The following is an 18,150-nucleotide window of genomic DNA, read 5'->3' as shown; positions in this document are numbered from 1 at the left end:
CTGTCTCAAGACGGTGTCGATTTTTTCTGGTCCTTGCAGAGCGAGAGCGTCCAATCGATGCTGCGCAGGTAATCCTCTTGGGTAAGGCATGTGTTGGGGGCAGCTGCAACCGCTGAAAAGACGAAACCGTGTGTGTAATCGACCAGCAGGTTGAGTAGAACGTCGTCTGGGTCATCATCGTTCAACAGTCGGGTATATTTCCTTATTTCTTCTGTGATTTCAATAATTTCCAGACTCATGAGCGAAGCGTCGTTCAGGATGCAGCGGATCGCATTCGGGTTTTCCAGGGCACGGATACAGTACATTGAAAGAACATGACGGAGACGTTCCGCAGGACTTTCTCCCTTGATCGTGCCTAACGTGTCTTTGAAACTGTGCTCGACCAATGCGGACAGCAGTTCCTGCTGGCTACCAATATGGTATTTGATTGCCATTGCACTCACACCGAGGTTGTCCGCCAAACGCCTAAAAGACACAGCTTCGAGGCCTTTTTGCTGCAGGAGCGGCGCGGCAGCGTCAATGATGCGTTTTTTGGACAACGCGCCAGCCCCTTTTGATGGGCGGCCCGGGGTCTTTTTAGCGGCCATCGTCAGATAACCCTGTACCGCATTTGGACCAGGCCGGACTTGAACTGGCTCACCTCTTCAAGAAACAGATCAATGTCCTTGGTTAGTTCACCAAACATGCGAATGCCGTCGCCAATGAGTACGGGTGCTACCGCAACTCTCATATCGGCGATGTGGCCGGCATGCAGGAATGACCGGATGATTGCGCCGCCGTCGACATAGACCCGCGATATGCCACGCTCACCCAGTTGAGACATCAGAGCTTCAGGTGACAATTGGCTGAATTCAACCTTGCCCTTTATGTGGTCGGGAATGTCGTCTTCGCGCATGGTACTGCTCAGAACCACCGCCGGTTTTTGATAGGGCCATTCACCGAAGCCCAGAACCGTTCTGAAAGAGCCTGTGCCCATGACGATGACATCGATGCTCTCTTGAAAGTCGGCAAACCCGTGCTCCTCACCCTCAGTGTCGAGCTTCATCAACCAGTCGAGCGTGTGGTTCTTTCGCGCGACGAAACCATCCAGGCTCATGGCCATCATTGTGTGTCCGGTTGGCATTCAACTCTCCATTTTTATACACTGTATAATAAATGGCGGTTTCTTCTGTCAACCAGGCCTGATGAGTGAGTTGGTTCAGGGTATGATGGTGGTGTCTTTGCAAGCGTGTCTCAGTGAAAATCCCGGCTCGGAAAGAGCCGTTTGGCCTGGTCGCGCGGGTGCATGGCTCTTGGTTTAGGTGCGTCTGATTTGAGGTGCGCGGGCACGTCATCCGTCTTGGGTGTGGTCTGACCCAGAGCATCGTCACTGGGGTGGCCGAGAAGAGCGAGGTCGCGGGAGCGGTCTTCGATATGATCAGCGATCAGATGGACGACAATACCTTCGCGCTCCAGACGGCCAGTCACTTTCAAGAGCCGCCCGCCAATGACAGCGGCACGATATTTTTCATACATTTTCGGCCAGACGACCACGTTGGAAACGCCCGTTTCGTCTTCCAATGTCAAGAAGATGACACCTGAAGCCGTGCCAGGGCGCTGGCGGGTGATGACGAGGCCGCAGACCGAAACATGACGCGCCTCGCGGGGGGAGAGCACGGGCAACCGGTCATGCGGGGTCAGGCGTGGAATATGCGGGCGCAGCAACTCCATCGGATGGGCGCGCAGTGTCAGACGGGTCGACAGATAATCCTCCACCACCTCCTGGCCCAGATGCATGGCCGGCAGCAGCACATCCGGTTCGAAGATTGCTTCGCCGTCAATCGGGTCGTTGAAGAGGGGCAGCGGTTTGGGGCTGCGGATTGTCTTTACCTGCCAGAGTGCGGCGCGGCGGCTGAGGCCCATGCCGGAAAAGGCGTCGGCCTCGGCCAGGCGCTCCAGCGTAGCGGGAGGCACACCGGTTCGAAGCCACAGGGTTTCGGTGTCCGGATAGCCGTTGCCGCGTGCCGCAACGATCCAGTCGGCGTCCTCTTCGCGAAGTCCCTTGATCTGACGGAAACCCAGTCTCAGGGCGAGTGCGCCATCGCTGCGCCGCTCCAGCGTGTTGTCCCAGGCGCTGGTGTTGACGCAAATGGGGCGCACCTCCACCTGGTGCTCGCGGGCATCGCGCACGATCTGTGCCGGGGCATAAAAACCCATCGGCTGGGAGTTGAGCAAAGCGCAGGCGAATTCGGCCGGGAAATGACATTTCAGATAGGCCGAGACATAAGCGAGCATGGCAAAGGCGGCTGCGTGGCTTTCCGGAAAGCCGTATTCGCCGAACCCTTCGATCTGGCTGAAACAGTTCTGGGCAAACTCCAGCTCATAGCCGCGTTCCAGCATGCCGGTAATGAACTTGTCCTTCAGCTGACCGATTGTGCCCATACGCCGGAACGTAGCCATGGACCGGCGCAGCTTGTCTGCTTCCGACGGCGTGAAGCCGGCGGCAACCACGGCGATCTGCATCGCCTGTTCCTGAAAAAGCGGTACGCCGAGCGTCTTGCCCAGAACCTCTTCCAGCGCTTTTGAGGGGAAGCTGATCTTTTCCTTGCCCTGACGCCGGTTGATATAGGGATGCACCATGCCGCCCTGGATCGGACCGGGCCGGACAATCGCAACCTCAATGACAAGATCGTAGAATTCACGGGGGCGCATGCGCGGCAGAAAGTTCATCTGCGCCCGGCTTTCCACCTGGAAAACACCGATCGCATCGGCCTTGCACAACATGTCATAGGTTGTCGTGTCGCCTTGCGGCACCGTGCCGAGAGTCAGTTGCCGTCCATGATGCGTGTCGAGCAGATCGAAGCATTTGCGGATGCAGGTCAGCATGCCAAGGCTGAGCAGGTCTACCTTCAGGATGCCGAGGGCGTCGATATCATCCTTGTCCCATTCAATCACGGTCCGGTTTTCCATGGCCGCATTCTCGATGGGACAGAGCGCGTCAAGACGTCCCTGTGTGATCACAAAGCCGCCGACATGTTGGCTGAGGTGACGTGGAAATCCGATGATCTCCTTGATCAATTCGATCGTCTGGCAGATGCGCGGATTGCTCAGATCGAGACCGATTTCCTTCATTCGCGTTTCTTCCGGCCCGGAATTGGAGCTGCCCCAGATCTGGCCGGAGAGGGCCGCCGTGACATCCACGTTCAACCCCATCACCTTGCCCACCTCCCGGATCGCGGCGCGGGTGCGGAAATGGATCACCGTGGCGCAGAGCCCGGCGCGGTGACGGCCGTATTTTTCATAGACATACTGGATCACTTCTTCCCGGCGTTCATGCTCGAAATCGACGTCGATATCCGGTGGTTCGCCGCGGTGTTCGGAAATGAACCGTTCGGAGACCATGGTGATTGTCTCCGGTCCGACATCGGTGATGCCAAGCGCATAACAGATGATCGAATTGGCCGCCGAACCGCGTCCCTGGCAAAGGATATGACGGCTGCGGGCAAACTGGATGATGTCGTGAACGGTCAGGAAGTAGGCGGGGAAATCAAGCTTCCGGATCAGCTTCAGTTCCTTTTCCGCAAGGGCCATGGCGTGCTCGGGGATGCCGGCCGGATAACGGTTTTGAAGGCCCTTGTAGGTGAGCCGTTCCAACCGTTCCTGCGGGCTTTCGCCATCCGCGATCTCATCCGGGTATTCGTAGGAAAGCTCGGCAAGGTCAAAGCTGCAGCGCGTGGCAATTTCAAGAGTTCGGCGCAACGCCGCCGGGTGGTGGCGGTAAAGCCGGGCCATATCCTCGGGCGCCTTCAGCCGCCGTTCGCCATTGGGCAGGGCCCTGGTTCCGATCTGGTCGATGGTGCAGCCTTCGCGCAGGCATGTCAGCACATCGGCCAGCCGACGCCGTCCGGCGTGATGCATCAGCACGTCACCGACGGCGATCATGGGCGCTGCCAGTGAATGGGCTGCCTGGGCACAGGTGCGGAACCACGCCTGGTCAGTACCGTCATAGCGCGGCGCCGCTCCCAGAAAGATGTGGCCGGGGGCGTCCTGGCGCAGCGCGCGGATATGTGCACGTGCCGTCTTGCAAATATCGGCCTGTGAGGCACATGCCGTCATGAATGGCCGGGGCAGAGCAATCAGGATCAGGCCGGTCGCGGCGGCCAGAAGATCGGCATGGTTCAGATGGCAGTCGCCCTTTTCCGCTCGGCGCTTGCCAAGTGTCAGAAGCTGGCTGAGCCGTTCATAGGCCGCGCGGTCCGTCGGCAGAGCCACCCACTCCACAGGGCTGTCCTGCAGCACGAGCCGTGCTCCGACAATCAGCCGTGGCAACCTTCTGGAAAGTGCGACGGTGAGCGGTGGTGTGGTGCTGGTCTCTTGCCGGGAGGATGAATCGATCTGCGAGTGGGACCGGATCTGGATGCCTTCCTCCGCTGTCCGCCGGATCTCCTTGAGTGCGGAAAAGGCACGCACCACACCTGCCAGTGAATTGCGGTCAGTGATGGCAATTGCGTCCAGCCCAAGAGCTGCGGCGCGCGTTACCAGTTCCTCCGGGTGGGAAGCCCCGCGCAAAAAGGAAAAATTGGATGTGACGCACAGCTCCGCATAGCGGGCCGGTTCGGGAAACACGGCGTCGGCAAGGATCGGTGCGGTCATCAACCGAACTCCCCTTGCACGAACCAGGCCGGGTGTTGCGGCGTGTGGAACAGCCACAGGCGCTGGCCCTGCAAAGTGGCCACGCGCCAATAGTCGCGCAGGCCATGGGCCCAGTCCTGGTCGTTTTCCCACCACGCCGGGGTGATCCGTTCCGGCCCTTCAGCCTCTGCGGTGCTCAGGGACCGGCCCCGCCAGCGGAAGCGGCGCGGCGGCTCGAACCCGGTCCCGGAAATCGGTTCGGGGGGGAACAGGCGCAAGGGGCGTGGACGTTGGGCGGGCCAGGTGGGAACCGGGCTGGAATAGGCGGCAGGCACCAGTTTGAAGCTGCGTTCGGGAATATGACTGTCGACGGGGTGAAACCGCTGGATGTTCTCCAGGCCCACCCTGTTACCAAGCTGGGTGATGAGATCGGCGAGACTGTCCTTTTCCCGGCCTTCGGCTCGGTCCAGCTGGCGCATGCCAAGCTCTTCGACCTCCACCGCTTCCAGCCGGATCATATCTATGCCGTATCCGGCATCGACGGCGCTGACGCCCCGCTCGAAAAGCGCAAGTATGCGCTCGCCATCCCGCATCGGCCGGGCAAGCTTCAGTTCTACCGACTGGTTCTCCTGATCCACTCTGCGGAAGGTGATCTTGAGCATGCGCGCGCCCTTCTGGGCGATGTCCAGCCGGGCACATAGATGATCGATCAATCGCCGGGCCGCTGCCATGACATCGTCCAGAAGTCCGATCGGGTCAGGCAGGGTGATGCGCACGGCAAAGCTGACCTCGTCCTTCAGGGGCGAGATCTGCTCCGGGATATCTCCGAGCGCCTGGTCAAGGCGGCGCAAAACCTCCGGATCGTAACGTCTGGCAACGGTTGCCCGTGGCAGGTTATAGAGCTCCGACACCGTTGCGATGCCGAGGCGTTCAAGGCTGGTGCAGGTCTGGTCGGGAAGGCGCAGGGCAGAGAGCGGCAGCGGGCCGATACGCGCAAGGTTCTCACCATCGTTAGCAATGCCTTCAGCAAAGTGGGACATGGCCCAGGCTGTGCCCGGCGTGCCGGCAAGAGCAAGCCTTGCCGTCAGGCCGGCGCGGGTCAGGCGGCTTTTGATATCGTCCAGAAGCGGAGCCTCTCCGCCAAGCAAATGCGCCGATCCGGTTACGTCGAGAAAAAGGCCGTCCCGGCCGTCAAGGCCGACCCAGGGGCAGTAGCGCACGGCCCACCGGGCCAGCAAGCGGAGGAAACGCTGATCGGTCACAGGATCAGCCGCACGGGTCAGAAGTCCGGGGCAGAAGCTGCGCGCATGAACCAGCGTCATGCCGCGGTTGAGACCCGCAGCTTCAGCACGGGGACACAGGTCGTAAATGCGTTCTGAATTCCGATCGAACAGGGTCAGAGCAAAAGGCGCATCGACGGGCCGAGCGCGCAAGGAGCGCTCAGCTGCCAGCCTCGGAAACCACAATGATACGATGCGTCGCTGCATCCCAACGGACAATCCATTCTGACAATGTTCCTATTTTGTTCTTTATAAGCGACCAGCGCCAATGAGTCGAGTCATGGTCCTTTTGACGAGGGGTGCCATAGGCAGGACCGGGCTGTCCGGGCAGTCCTGGTTGTCCGGTTGGGACGCCGGTGCAGCGCCAGCGGGTTTCTGCCGCATTGCTTCCCGCGTCGTCCGGAATGATGAGCAGTGCAGTCGTTCCCCCGGCTTCCGCCGCCAGCTGCAGCCTGCGCCCTTCCGTTAGCCCAATGGCGCTGGATAGTTCTGCCACGACAAGCCCGGCGGCACCGGACCGCAGCGCCGTTTCGGTGCTGGCCAGAACATTCAGCTGGCTGTCGGCGCGGGTCAGAAGCAGTTTGCCCGGGTCACAGAAAGGAGAAAGGCCCTCCGGGTTGACCGTCGGACGCCAGTTTTCCGATACCCAGACAACGGCCCCGGTTGAAAGTCCGGCACTTGCGGCGGCAAAAACCAAAGCGCTGTCGCCGCAAATTTCATGCGCGCGCGCTTTTTTCAGCGGAAAGACAGAAGAGAAGGGCAGGGTCATGCTGTGCCAGGTCAACGAATAATGAAACCAGCTTAGCGGATGCCATTCATTTGCGGAACCTTGTTGTCGAAAAGGCCAGGATGGAGAGTGTCCCGGTTGCGCGTCCATACCATGGCCACTCGGCCCGGGCCGCAAACAGCCGTTGCCGGTTGGGAACCGGATTGCTATACGGCCCGGTGCAGTATCAGGAAGACTTCATGACAATAAGCGACTTGAAGAAGCGCGCGATCAAATCGATTTCCATCGTCGGAAACGGGCCTGTTTCGAAGGCCGACGCCCCTATGATCGACAAGGCCGATTTCGTGTTGCGGTTTAACAGCGCGCCAGCTTGCGGCGCGGCAGGCGAGCGGGTCGATGCATTGCTGCTCAACCGGGCGCGCGTCTATATGAGCAAGCGGATAAATCCTGTTGCCCTGCATCGCGCGCCTGAAGTCTGGGTGAATGATATCCGGGAAAATGGAGACGTCGACTGGCTCTTTACCAAGGAGTGCAAACAGTCCCATTTGGGGTTCGGTCCGATAACCAAAGCACGCGGCCATCTCAAGGAATTCGATCCGTTTGAACGAAGCAATCCGACGACAGGCGCGTCCATCATTGCGGAAATTCTGGATGTCATGCCCGACGTGGAGATCCATCTGTTCGGGTTTACGCATCAGGGCAAACAGCACACGCACGACTGGGACGCGGAAAAGCTATGGGTGGACCGGCTCTGTGAAGAGGGACGTATCCGCAGGTACCTGGCTTCGGGTCCGAAGGTACGCCGAAGCTTGAAAGGCCGCATTGAATACGCGTTTCGGTTTTTGGAAAAACGAAGCAAGCATTATATCTACAACAAGCTGCTGCATTCATCCTCCAGCACCAAGAAACGGATTTTCGGTCAGGACGCCTGAGGGTGCCGGAAGGCTCGCGCCAGTGAGCTGCCTGACAGGCGGTGCGCGCCTCCTGGGAAATCGCGTATACGCGTAAACTTCTGAATTCATGGATATATTCACGAAGCCGGCTTCGTCGAAGCCCGTTCATGTGATCATGCTAAACCTCATGGACGCGGTGATATCAACGAAAGGCTTGCGCTGAAAAAACGCGCGAGTCTGCGGGCAAACCATTGTCTTGCCGAACCTTCGACGCGGTAAAAAAAACAGCTGACATCCCGATGATTGAACAAAATATGCAAGTTTTCATCTGTTGCCACTTGCGGACGCGGTCTGGGCGTCTTTTAATGTTCATATGAGCGTCATACAACGTTCATATGAAAACAATACGAAACGCAGGCGTTATCCTTTCTGATGCTGATGAAGCCATTTCAGTATCGTGAAAACCAACTGCTGACCGGGGCTAAAAATGCCCTTCGAGATGGGAGCAAATAAACATGGCTTATCGTAAAACAGTCGCCAGCTTTGTCGCTGCGGCTGCCCTGTTGGGCACATCCTCCGCGTCATATGCGGCAACCGACATTGCCTGGTGGCACGCCATGGGTGGACGTCTGGGCGAAGTTGTTGTCGACATTTCGAACGGCTACAACGCTTCTCAGGACGCTTGTAAAATCACACCGGTCTTCAAGGGCACTTATGAAGAGACCCTGACAGCCGGCATCGCGGCTTTCCGTGCCGGCGAACAGCCAAACATTCTGCAGGTGTTCGATGCTGGTGCAGCGACCATCATCGGAGCCAAGGGTGCCGTTATTCCGGCCCAGGACATTCTGGAAAACGCTGGCGCCAACTTCAGCATCGAAGACTATATCGATGGCGTTCGCTATTTCTATGCCGACAGTGACGGCAAGATGATCGGCATGCCGTTCAACTCATCCACACCGATCCTCTACTACAACGTCGACGCGCTGAAAAAGGCCGGTGTTGAAGCTCCGAAGACCTGGGAAGAGTTTGCGGAAATCGCACCGAAGCTGAAAGAAGCCGGTTATGTGCCGCTTGCTCAGTCTCACCTGCCTTGGATCTTCACCGAGAACTTCAAGTCCCGCCATAACCTGCAGTTCGCAACCAACAACAACGGTTACGACGGTTCAAAGGATACCAAGCTGGTCTTCGGTGAGCCGATCAAGAATCACTTCACCGCTGTTAAAGGTTGGCTGGACGATGGTCTGTTCGGTTACTACGGCACCGGTTGGGGCGACAACCAGACCCCGTTCAACGAAGGCAAAGTGGCCATGTGGCTCGGCTCTTCGGGTTCCTTCGGCGGCATTGCCAAAACTGTTGAGTTCCCGTTCTCCGCGACATACCTGCCTTACTGGGACGCAGTTGAAGGCGCTGGCACCGGCACGTTCATCGGTGGCGCGGCACTCTTTGCAATGTCCGGCAAGCCGGACGAGGAAAACAAGTGCGTTGCGTCCTTCTACGAGTACCTGACGTCTCCGGAAGTCCAGTATATGTGGCACAAAGAGACCGGTTATGTGCCGATCACCAACGCTGCATACGAACTGGCCAAGTCGGACGGCTACTACGACAGCACGCCTGCTGCCGAAATCGGCATCAAGCAGCTGACCCTGCCGGGCGGCGACTGGACCAAGGGTTACCGCATGGGCTTCTACGTTCAGATCCGTGACGTCATGAACCGCGAGTACGGTAAGATCATGTCTGGCGATACCTCCGTCGAAGACGCTTTCAAGACCATCGAAGCAGATGGCAACAAGCTTCTTGAGCGTTTCTCCAAGACCACCGGCAACTAAGTTCAGGTTGACCTACCCCAAATGGGGGCGCTCCGAAGCGCCCCCATTTTCATGAACGTCAAGCGGGTCTGCCGGTTTATCTGGTGACCCGCTTTACCCATTCCCGGGGGTCAAGAAAACTCATATGAAAAAAGTTCAATTCCAGTCCCCGTGGCTGCCCTACATGCTGCTGATGCCGCAGCTGGCCATCGTGACGATCTTCTTTCTCTGGCCGGCGGCCGAGGCGGTGCAGTCATCGTTTTATCTGGAAGATCCCTTTGGCTTCGGCTCAACTTTCGTGGGGCTTGACAATTTCAGCGATACGCTGACCTCGACCGACTACGGTCGGGTGGCGCGTTTTACTGGCGTATTCACGTTCTTCGTCACTTTCCTCTCTCTTGGCATAGCCCTTCTGCTGGCCGTCAAGGCAGACAAGGTTCTGCGGGGTGCATCCAGCTACAAGACACTGTTGATGTGGGTCTACGCGGTGGCTCCTCCGGTTGCCGGTCTCATCGGCGTTCTGCTGTTCGATCAGCATGTCGGACCGATCGTCGATTTATTCGCGCTGTTCGGTTGGAGGATGCAGATCGGTGTGGATTATTTCGACACCAGCTTCGCCATGATCGTGACGGCTGTCTGGAAACAGATACCGGTCAACTTCATCTTCTTTCTGTCCGGGCTTCAGGGCATTTCAAAGTCGGTGCAGGAGGCGGCCAGCATTGACTGCCGCTCCGGCATACGCCGCTTCTGGACAGTCACGTTCCCGCTTCTGGCGCCGACAGGCTTTTTCCTTCTCATCATCAACATCACCTACGCTTTCTTCGACACGTTCGGCATCATCGATGTCATCGTGAAGAACGAGCCTGGCAACAACCCGGTGACCCTGGTCTACAAGGTCTATCTCGACGGCTTCCGCGGCAATGACCTAGGCGGTTCGTCGGCACAATCGGTTCTATTGATGGCGATGGTGTTTGTTCTGACAGTCATTCAGTTCCGCCTGATCGAGCGGCGCGTGCACTACACGTAAAAGGGGGCGGCAATGAACAAACTTCAGATCTCAGATCACCTGATCCTGCTGGCCGGTGTGTTTTTCATGGTCACGCCCGTTGCGCTGACCTTCTTGACCAGCACCCATGATGCAATCACGGTCTACAAGGAAGGTGTCCAGTTCCTGCCGGGTGGCAAGTTTCTAGAAAACTACGAAAAGGTACTTTTTGAGGCTGGCGGCTTCACCAAGGAAGTCGACGGCTTCGTCATGCTGAAGAACTCTATGATCCTCGGCTTCGGTTTTGCCATCGGCAAGATCGTCATCTCGATGCTCGCAGCCTACGCTATCGTCTATTTCCGCTTTCCGATGGCAACACTCTGCTTCTGGGTGATCTTTGCAACGCTGCTGCTGCCTCTGGAAGTGCGCATCCTGCCGTCCTACGAGATTGTTCAGTCGCTTGGAATGGTGAACACCTATAGCGGTTTGATTGTTCCCTTGATTGCATCTGCGACCGGCACATTCTTCTTCCGTCAGTTCTTCATGTCTGTCCCGGACGAATTGCTGGAGGCAGCCCGGATTGATGGCGCCGGCCCCTGGAAATTCTTCAAGGATATCCTGGTGCCGCTCTCCAAGACGATGATAGCGGCAATCTTCATCATCATGTTCGTCTTTGGCTGGAACCAGTATCTCTGGCCGACGCTGATCACCACAGACGAGAGCCTGTTCACACTGGTGCGCGGTATCAAGCAGATCCTGCAGGTATGGGTCGGTGCGCAGATCCCGGACTTCAATGAGGCCATGGCTCTGGCGATACTTGCCATCATACCGCCCGTACTGGTCGTTGTGATCTTCCAGAGCTGGTTCGTCAAAGGGCTCGTCGAGAGCGACAAGTGAGAAATTAGAGGTACTTTATGTCAACGATTACTCTCGACACGGTCCGGAAGGTCTATGCCGGCGAAGTGGAAGCCGTCAAAGGTGTTTCCATTGATATCGACGACGGTGAATTCATCGTTTTGGTCGGCCCCTCCGGGTGCGGCAAGTCCACGCTTTTGCGTATGATTGCCGGGCTTGAGGATATCACCACAGGCGACATCAAGATCGGAGACCGGCTGGTCAACAAGGTTGATCCGGCCGATCGCGACATCGCAATGGTGTTCCAGAACTATGCGCTCTATCCGCATATGTCGGTCTATAACAACCTTGCCTATGGCCTCAAGAACCGGGGCATGGCCAAAGAAGAGATCGATCGCCGCGTCAAGGAAGCCGCGCGCATTCTTGAAATTGGCGATTATCTCGACCGAAAGCCCCGGGCGCTATCCGGTGGTCAGCGTCAACGTGTCGCCATGGGTCGCGCCATTGTACGTGAACCGGCAGCCTTCCTGTTCGACGAGCCGCTTTCCAACCTTGATGCCAAACTGCGCGTCCAGATGCGCGTGGAAATCAAGCGTCTGCAGCGCTCGCTTGGCACCACCAGCGTTTATGTGACCCATGATCAGCTGGAAGCCATGACGCTTGCCGATCGTCTTGTCGTTCTGAACGGTGGCAACATCGAACAGATCGGATCGCCAATCGACGTTTACGATAACCCGGCGTCCACATTTGTGGCGAGCTTCATCGGATCCCCGGCCATGAACCTTCTAAAGGTGAAGGCGGAAGGCACCGGTCTTGCGCTCGAATCCGGCAGCGGGCTCAGCGGCGCGAACACCAAGGGCAAGGATGGTTACATCATCGGGGTGCGCCCGGAACATCTTGATGTGGTTGACGGGCCGACTGACGGCGACGGTGTGAACCTTGAGGTGACGGTGAACGTTCTGGAACCTGTCGGCGCGGAAAGCTACGTTTATGCAAGCCTTGGCGATGGTGGCCAGGAAATGGTCGTACGCGTCTCCAGCCATGCCCATCACGAACCCGGTGAGACGATGCACCTCAAGGTTGACCCCAAATATGTGCATTTCTTTGATGCCGTCACCGGACAACGGATCGACTGACGGATCTGCAGCCAGGCAGTGACCCGCAACGAGTGCCCATATCCGAATTGGCCATCCCGGGAAACCGGGGTGGCCTTTTGTCTTGAGAGGCAAATCAGACAGCGCAACTGACAGGCTCCTGACAATGCCTGTCAGGAGCCTGCGTTGTGCCCTCTGGTGAGAGGGGACGTCTTCTGGCACATCGTTTCGGACACACAAGCCAGGAGCAAAAACTTGGAGCCTTTCAAGAACCACCTCTCGCCGGATCTGGTGCGCTGCCTTGCAGGACATCTCGACAGGCATCTCAAATGCTTCGATCGTAAAGCCTACGAAGCCGAGATCCTGGAGGGACTTGAAGCTCTGGAACTGAAGGAACGCGCGCGGCTGATTGCCGATGTCACCGGAGAGGTTCTGCCGGCCGGGCTGGACGAGCGGTTTGGTGTTCTTGAAGCCATGCTGCATCCCGTAGCCGATACCGATGTCGACCGCGCAAGTGATGATCAAGGCATACGCGGCTGGGGCATGATGCCCCTTGGAATGGTTGTCACGGATTGCGGCCTTGAAGACTTCGAAAAGTCCTTCACACTCCTGAAGGAAATGACCAAACGGGCAACAGCGGAATTCGAAGTCAGGCCCTTTCTAGACAAGGACCAGAACCGCGCACTGGCGATCATGTCGCCATGGGTGAACGATCCGAGCGTTCATGTGCGCAGGCTTGTCTCCGAAGGCACCCGCCCACGCCTGCCCTGGGGCATGCGGCTCAAGAAACTGGTCGCCGATCCGACACCCACCTTGCCGCTGCTCGAAGCCCTGAAGGACGACCCGGAAGAGTATGTCCGCCGCTCCGTCGCCAATCATCTCAATGACATTGCCAAGGACCACCCGGATCTGGTTGCCGAGATTGCAGCTCGCTGGCTGAAGGGTGCTGACAAGAACCGGGAAAAGCTGGTCAGGCATGCTTGCCGGTCCTTGGTCAAACAGGGTCATGCGGCGACCCTGAAAGCGTTCGGGCTGAACCCGCCGGAGCTCGAACTGACAGGGCCAATGATCTCAACGGAAGTTGTCCCCTATGGCAACGCGCTCGGGTTCGGCATCGAACTGACGTCAACGTCTGCCGAAACGCAATCGCTGGTGTTGGACTATCTGGTTCATTTCAAGAAGGCGAACGGAGCGCTTTCCCCGAAAGTTTTCAAATGGACAAAACTCCAGCTGGCGCCGGGCCAAGTGGTCAAGCTTTCAAGAGAGCATGCGATCAGACCGATCACCACGCGGGTCTACTACGGAGGCACTCAAGCAGTGAGCCTGAGGATCAACGGGAAGGATTTCGGGTTCGCTGAATTTGAACTGGCAATGCCCTGATACGCGCTTGAAAGACTTCATTCCATTTTCTTCAGTCTCAGCATTCCGGCAATCCCCAGCGCTGGCCCGATGGCCATGAGCGCAAAGACAGTGGGCCATCCGAGCCAGTCGGCGGCCACGGGTGTGAGCTGAACGGTGAAGAATGTCAGGGCAAACCCGAGTGCCGTCTGGAAGCTCATCAGGCTGCCGGCCTGGTCGGGTGGCGCGTAGTCCGCGACAAGTGCTGAGAACTGCGCGGAATCCGGCAAGATGGCCGCGCCCCAGACGAGTGCACAGATGATTGTCAGCCAGGCCGGTCCACCGAATGTGAGCGCCGAGGCAATAGCAGCACTGCCGCTGATTACCATCGCAAGGATGGCAATATTCGCTTTGCCAACCCGGTCTGCGACAAGGCCGGCAAACACACTGGCAATTCCACCGGCGGCAATAGTCAGAAAGGCAATCAGTCTGGACAGCGAAAGCGCAGCGTCAGATGACATTTGGCCGCTGAACGAGATTGTCAATGCAACGCCGATCCATGCCCACATGGCATAAAGCTCCCACATATGGCCGAGATATCCGGCGTAAGCGAAGCGGATCTTGCGGTTGGTCCAGGCTGTCAGGATAGCCTTGAGTTTCATGCGCGGTGCTTTGGCATGAAAGGGGCCGAGGCCTGCAAAAAGGCACAGTGCGCCTCCGGCGGCGGACGCGATCGAGGCAACAGAAAGGCTCCAACGCCAGTCAGTGCCGCCAAGAAGCGCCAGGAAGTGAGGGGCCGCCGATCCAAGCGTCAACGCACCGACAAGCGTTCCGACAAGAAGACCGCGATCTTCCTTTCCCCAGCCAACGGCAATTTTCATGCCCACTGGATAGACACCCGCAAGCAGGGCCCCTGTCACGAACCGGGCCAGTATCGACAGATTGCCGCCCGGTTCCACAACCAGCAGGCTGGCATTGAAAAGCGCGGCCAGAATGGCGCAAAAGGCGAAGAAACGGCGTGGGTCAATTCTGTCTGCCAGTCCCAAAAGTGCAGAGGCGAGAGCACCCGCAACAAAGCCGATCTGTACTGCGCTGGAAAGGGCGGCCTGGCGAAATTCGGAGATCGCAAATTCGCGTGTGAGATCGGGGAGAATGGCAGCGGACATGAACCAAAGGCTCATGACTGCAACTTCAGCCACCATCAACAGGCTGAGTGAACGCCACTTGCCGGTGAAGTCAGTCGGCAAGGCCAAGTTCTTTCTGTTGTTTCTTTGTCAATTTGGCCGCGATGATCTTGTGCGCGGCTTCGACATAAGCTTTCAGGTCGTCATCGGAGAGCGCCCCTTCCTGCTCCATCTGCACCCACTTGGCTCTTGCAAGATAGGGGGCCGGGATCAAGCCCTCCTGCTGGGTTAGAAGCGAGTAGGAAATGTCTGAGCATTTGAAGCTGACCTTCGGATGAGCGCCCTCGCCCCACTTGGAACAAACAGCAAAGATCTTGCCGCCGACCTTCCAGACTGAAGCGTTACCCCACTGAATAACGTTTGTTGTCGCGGGAAGGGACTTGCAAAAGGCGTCAAATTCGTCGCGTGTCATCGTGTGGCTCTGGGTCAACTGAGGTCGGAGTTCTCGGCGGGAAACGGCAAGATGACGTGTCGGTTCCGGCCACGCAAGGAGATTGAGTTGAAAAAATTGTGTCACACATCCGCGTGTCGGTCCCTCTAACCTTTCAAGAACTCAATGAAGGACCGGCAAATTATGACGGCGGATGTATCGGCAGCGAAGGTGGCAGCTGCTCAAGATGGTGATCGGAAGGCCCTGGAAGAGGTGCTTTCAAGTGTGGAGGATCTGATTCACAGTCTCGCACGGCGCATTCTGGTCAATCCGGAGGATGCCCGCGAAGCGACGCAGGAAATCCTGATCCAGATACTGACCAAGCTTTCGACGTTTCGCAATGAGAGTGCATTTTCGACCTGGGCCTACCAGGTTGCCGTTCGTTATCTGATCGCAGCGAAGAAACACCGGGATCGGGACCTGGGCCTGACCTTCGAGATGTTCGCGGCAGATCTTGAAACCGGTTTGATATCTGACCCTCCCGAAGCACCTGATCAAGCACTGCTTCTGAATGAACTGCGGATCTCTTGCACAATGGCGATGCTTCTTTGTCTGAGCCTGGACTTGCGGCTTGCCTATGTACTTGGAGACGTATTTGAGCTGGATCATCTGGAAGCCTCGAAGATCCTTGAGCTCACGCCGGCAACATTCAGAAAACGGTTGTCTCGTGCCCGGGCGAGCGTTGAGGCTTTCACTAGCCGTCACTGCGGACTTGTCGCCAGCGAAGCCAAATGCCGCTGCCCTCGCCGCCTGCCTGCCGCAATCAAAGGGGGCAGGGTCCAGGCTGGAACCTATCCAAATTCAGCAGAAAGCCGAATGGGATACGCGCAGACAAGACGACAGATAGATGCTGTCGTCGACGATCTGAAAACATTTAAACTTCAGCGCAGCGTCCCCTCGCATGCCTGTCCGGATGATATCCGCATGAGGTTGCGCAGAATTCTGTCGCCCGAGCTCTAGCGGCGCAGTTCAGCCAGACAAGTAACAACCCTAACCAGCCTGGCACCAGGCGGGACTGGCCCCGCCATGCCTGAATTCGCGGAGAATCATATGGAACGTCGGATCTTTTATCGAGCTGCCATGGTGGCGGCAATGCTGATCTTTTCAACATGCACGAAAGCGGAAGAAAGCTCTGATATGACCACAGACCAGAAAAATGTCCTGAACCTGATCGAGAAGATGACAAGCTCCTTTGAAAAAGGAGACATCGACACCGTGATGCAGACTTACGAAGTTGATCAATCTATTGTTTTTGATCCGGGACAGCCGGTTTCCGACAGCGCAACAGCCCGGCAGATTTTCGAACAGATCCGCTCTGTTTCGCCAGAGTTTTCCTATGCGGGCCATGAAGTCATCGTTCAGGGGGATCTGGCTGTCCATATTGCGCCATGGAAAATGACCGGCACCGACCCGGAAGGCCGGGATGTGACCGGTGAAGGCCTTTCGGTTGCGGTGTTAAGACGTCAGCCGGACGGCAGTTGGAAAATGGTTATCGACAATCCCCATGGCGGCAGGCTTCTGGCAAAGCCGAACTGAGTGGGAGCGGTCGCGCCTCTTTTTGTGGCGCGACCGACGCATTTTGCAGCGGGTGAAAGAAAGACACGGTTTCTTTGGACTTCGACCGGGCAGGCGTGTTCGTGCCCAAGCCTTGCCGGTCTTCCTCGGAAGCCGGTGCATTCTGCGCCCTGACACCCATGAGCGGGCGGCCCAAACACCACTTCAAAAGTTTTATCAACATCAACCGGCGACGCTTGCGTGCCAGGCGCAGGTGGCGTTGCAACATTTGATGATGTTCAGGAAGTTCTGAAGGCCAGAATTCTGCATGGTTCGGGTAAAGGCCCCGGACTGGATCATTCCAGTCGGGTGTGTTTCCACGTTTCCCATCGAGTCTCAAAGGCAGGCAATAAGGAATTTGCATTTGCTGCTCCATTCAAAAATGGTTGGTGTTGGAGGATCACTGCAGATAATCTCACAAGAGACGCTTATTCCTATGTTTTCTAATTGAAATTGAGATTTCAAAAATGAAACGAAACATTGATTGGGAAGACTTGAGATTGTTTCTGGCCGTCGCCAAAGCGGGTGGTCTTGCCGGAGCTGCAGAAAAGACAGGTGTCAGTGCCGCGACGCTCGGGCGCCGTGTTTCGTCTCTTGAAAAGAGCTTGAATGCCCGACTGGTCGAGCGCGAGGCGCGCGGCTACCAGCTAACGTCCGCGGGACAAAAACTGCTCATGCAGCTCGAAGACATGGATCAGGCTGCTCAATCGATTGCCGCCTGGCGGGACACAGGGCAGGCGCGGCGGCGTATTCGAATATCGGCGGGCGACTGGACCATGCGGCTTTTGATGGACAATCTGGATGGCTTCTGGACGCCGGACGCAGGATGGGTTCCGGAACTTCTGGCCGACCCCCGCAACAGAGACGTCGCCCGGCGGCAGATCGACATTGGCATCCGCAATAAAAGGCCGAAACAGGAATGGCTGGCGGGCAGAAAGGTCGGGACAGTCCGATTTGCTGCGTATCAATCAGGCAAAATAGCGCCCAATCAAAAAATCGGCTGGGTCAGTCCGGTTGAAAAGGAGGCTCTGTTTCCAACCGCTGTCTGGATGATGGAAAATCATGCCGCCGACGTGACGATCACGGTGAACAGGGCATCCTTGGCCCTCTCGCTGGTCCGGCAGGGACATGCACGCATGCTGTTGCCCATGTTTGTCGGCGAGGCTTACCCGGATCTTGTCCGGGTTTCGGAACCTGTTGAAGAGCTTGAGACGGAACGATGGCTTGTCATGCATCAGGACGAACGCCATGAGCCTTTGATAAGACAGGCCGTTTCCGCACTCGCCAAGTTGTTGAAACGCGATCCATTGCTGCGGCCTGAATTCTGAGCAAGTCCGGAGGCAGTGTCGGAAAAAGACCGGAAAACGCCTCTCCTTGAATCAATTTTAACGAAG

At 57.3% G+C, this 18,150-nt stretch carries 16 protein-coding genes; 9 read left to right on the top strand and 7 right to left on the bottom strand.

Features of this window, described 5'->3' with window-relative positions; translation table 11 throughout:
- Positions 1 to 5 precede the first annotated feature (5 nt).
- The 5 genes from Q0835_RS14010 to Q0835_RS13990 all read right to left on the bottom strand — a co-directional run bounded on the left by Q0835_RS14010 (position 6) and on the right by Q0835_RS13990 (position 6,660).
- A complete protein-coding gene (locus Q0835_RS14010) occupies positions 6 to 587 on the bottom strand; it encodes a TetR/AcrR family transcriptional regulator (RefSeq protein ID WP_298962142.1) in 582 nt (193 codons plus the stop codon).
- Positions 588 to 589: 2 nt separating this feature from the next.
- Positions 590 to 1,123, bottom strand: coding sequence for a dihydrofolate reductase family protein (locus Q0835_RS14005; RefSeq protein WP_298962139.1), 534 nt, complete (start codon positions 1,121 to 1,123; stop codon positions 590 to 592).
- A 110-nt stretch (positions 1,124 to 1,233) separates the two neighbouring features.
- Complete coding sequence (locus Q0835_RS14000; protein ID WP_298962136.1) at positions 1,234 to 4,632, bottom strand: error-prone DNA polymerase; 3,399 nt, start codon at positions 4,630 to 4,632, stop codon at positions 1,234 to 1,236.
- Entirely contained in the window at positions 4,632 to 6,044 is a 1,413-nt protein-coding gene (locus Q0835_RS13995; protein WP_298962133.1) for a DNA polymerase Y family protein, read from the bottom strand. Before Q0835_RS13995 ends, Q0835_RS14000 begins: the two co-directional genes overlap by 1 nt.
- A 7-nt stretch (positions 6,045 to 6,051) precedes the next feature.
- On the bottom strand, positions 6,052 to 6,660 hold the full coding sequence (locus Q0835_RS13990) for a hypothetical protein (RefSeq protein ID WP_298962130.1): 609 nt from the start codon (positions 6,658 to 6,660) through the stop codon (positions 6,052 to 6,054).
- Positions 6,661 to 6,857: 197 nt separating this feature from the next.
- Between Q0835_RS13990 and Q0835_RS13985 the strand changes: the two genes are divergently transcribed.
- The 6 genes from Q0835_RS13985 (at position 6,858) to Q0835_RS13960 (ending at position 13,630) form a co-directional block, all read left to right on the top strand.
- Positions 6,858 to 7,550 carry a hypothetical protein gene (locus tag Q0835_RS13985; RefSeq protein WP_298819061.1) on the top strand — a complete coding sequence of 231 codons (693 nt, stop codon included), beginning with the start codon at positions 6,858 to 6,860 and terminating at the stop codon, positions 7,548 to 7,550.
- A gap of 476 nt (positions 7,551 to 8,026) precedes the next feature.
- On the top strand, positions 8,027 to 9,337 hold the full coding sequence (locus tag Q0835_RS13980; protein ID WP_298819063.1) for an extracellular solute-binding protein: 1,311 nt from the start codon (positions 8,027 to 8,029) through the stop codon (positions 9,335 to 9,337).
- A gap of 124 nt (positions 9,338 to 9,461) precedes the next feature.
- Positions 9,462 to 10,343, top strand: coding sequence for an ABC transporter permease subunit (locus Q0835_RS13975; protein ID WP_298819065.1), 882 nt, complete (start codon positions 9,462 to 9,464; stop codon positions 10,341 to 10,343).
- 12 nt (positions 10,344 to 10,355) lie between these two features.
- The gene (gene ugpE / locus Q0835_RS13970) at positions 10,356 to 11,198 is read left to right on the top strand and encodes a sn-glycerol-3-phosphate ABC transporter permease UgpE (RefSeq protein WP_298819067.1); all 843 of its coding nucleotides are present in this window, start codon (positions 10,356 to 10,358) and stop codon (positions 11,196 to 11,198) included.
- A gap of 17 nt (positions 11,199 to 11,215) precedes the next feature.
- The gene (locus Q0835_RS13965; protein ID WP_298819069.1) at positions 11,216 to 12,292 is read left to right on the top strand and encodes a sn-glycerol-3-phosphate import ATP-binding protein UgpC; all 1,077 of its coding nucleotides are present in this window, start codon (positions 11,216 to 11,218) and stop codon (positions 12,290 to 12,292) included.
- Between the two features lie 213 nt (positions 12,293 to 12,505).
- Positions 12,506 to 13,630 carry a DNA alkylation repair protein gene (locus tag Q0835_RS13960; protein WP_298962128.1) on the top strand — a complete coding sequence of 375 codons (1,125 nt, stop codon included), beginning with the start codon at positions 12,506 to 12,508 and terminating at the stop codon, positions 13,628 to 13,630.
- 17 nt (positions 13,631 to 13,647) lie between these two features.
- Here the strand turns inward: Q0835_RS13960 and Q0835_RS13955 are convergent, their stop codons facing one another.
- Together Q0835_RS13955 and Q0835_RS13950 are read right to left on the bottom strand one after the other, a co-directional pair.
- Positions 13,648 to 14,835: an MFS transporter gene (locus Q0835_RS13955; RefSeq protein WP_298962125.1), complete on the bottom strand. Its 1,188-nt coding sequence runs from the start codon at positions 14,833 to 14,835 to the stop codon at positions 13,648 to 13,650.
- Positions 14,825 to 15,184, bottom strand: a complete 360-nt coding sequence (locus tag Q0835_RS13950; RefSeq protein WP_298819075.1) for an MmcQ/YjbR family DNA-binding protein — start codon at positions 15,182 to 15,184, stop codon at positions 14,825 to 14,827. The genes Q0835_RS13955 and Q0835_RS13950 overlap by 11 nt, the downstream gene beginning before the upstream one ends.
- 162 nt (positions 15,185 to 15,346) lie before the next feature.
- Between Q0835_RS13950 and Q0835_RS13945 the strand changes: the two genes are divergently transcribed.
- The 3 genes from Q0835_RS13945 to Q0835_RS13935 all read left to right on the top strand — a co-directional run bounded on the left by Q0835_RS13945 (position 15,347) and on the right by Q0835_RS13935 (position 18,084).
- Positions 15,347 to 16,162: an RNA polymerase sigma factor gene (locus Q0835_RS13945; RefSeq protein ID WP_298962122.1), complete on the top strand. Its 816-nt coding sequence runs from the start codon at positions 15,347 to 15,349 to the stop codon at positions 16,160 to 16,162.
- A 90-nt stretch (positions 16,163 to 16,252) separates the two neighbouring features.
- Entirely contained in the window at positions 16,253 to 16,738 is a 486-nt protein-coding gene (locus Q0835_RS13940; protein WP_298962119.1) for a DUF4440 domain-containing protein, read from the top strand.
- Positions 16,739 to 17,223: 485 nt separating this feature from the next.
- On the top strand, positions 17,224 to 18,084 hold the full coding sequence (locus Q0835_RS13935; protein ID WP_298962116.1) for a LysR family transcriptional regulator: 861 nt from the start codon (positions 17,224 to 17,226) through the stop codon (positions 18,082 to 18,084).
- Positions 18,085 to 18,150 lie beyond the last annotated feature (66 nt).

Source organism: uncultured Roseibium sp., assembly GCF_947499295.1.
Lineage (GTDB): Bacteria > Pseudomonadota > Alphaproteobacteria > Rhizobiales > Stappiaceae > Roseibium.
Note: the sequence above shows the minus strand (reverse complement) of the source record. Positions and strands in the feature narration are given on the sequence as shown.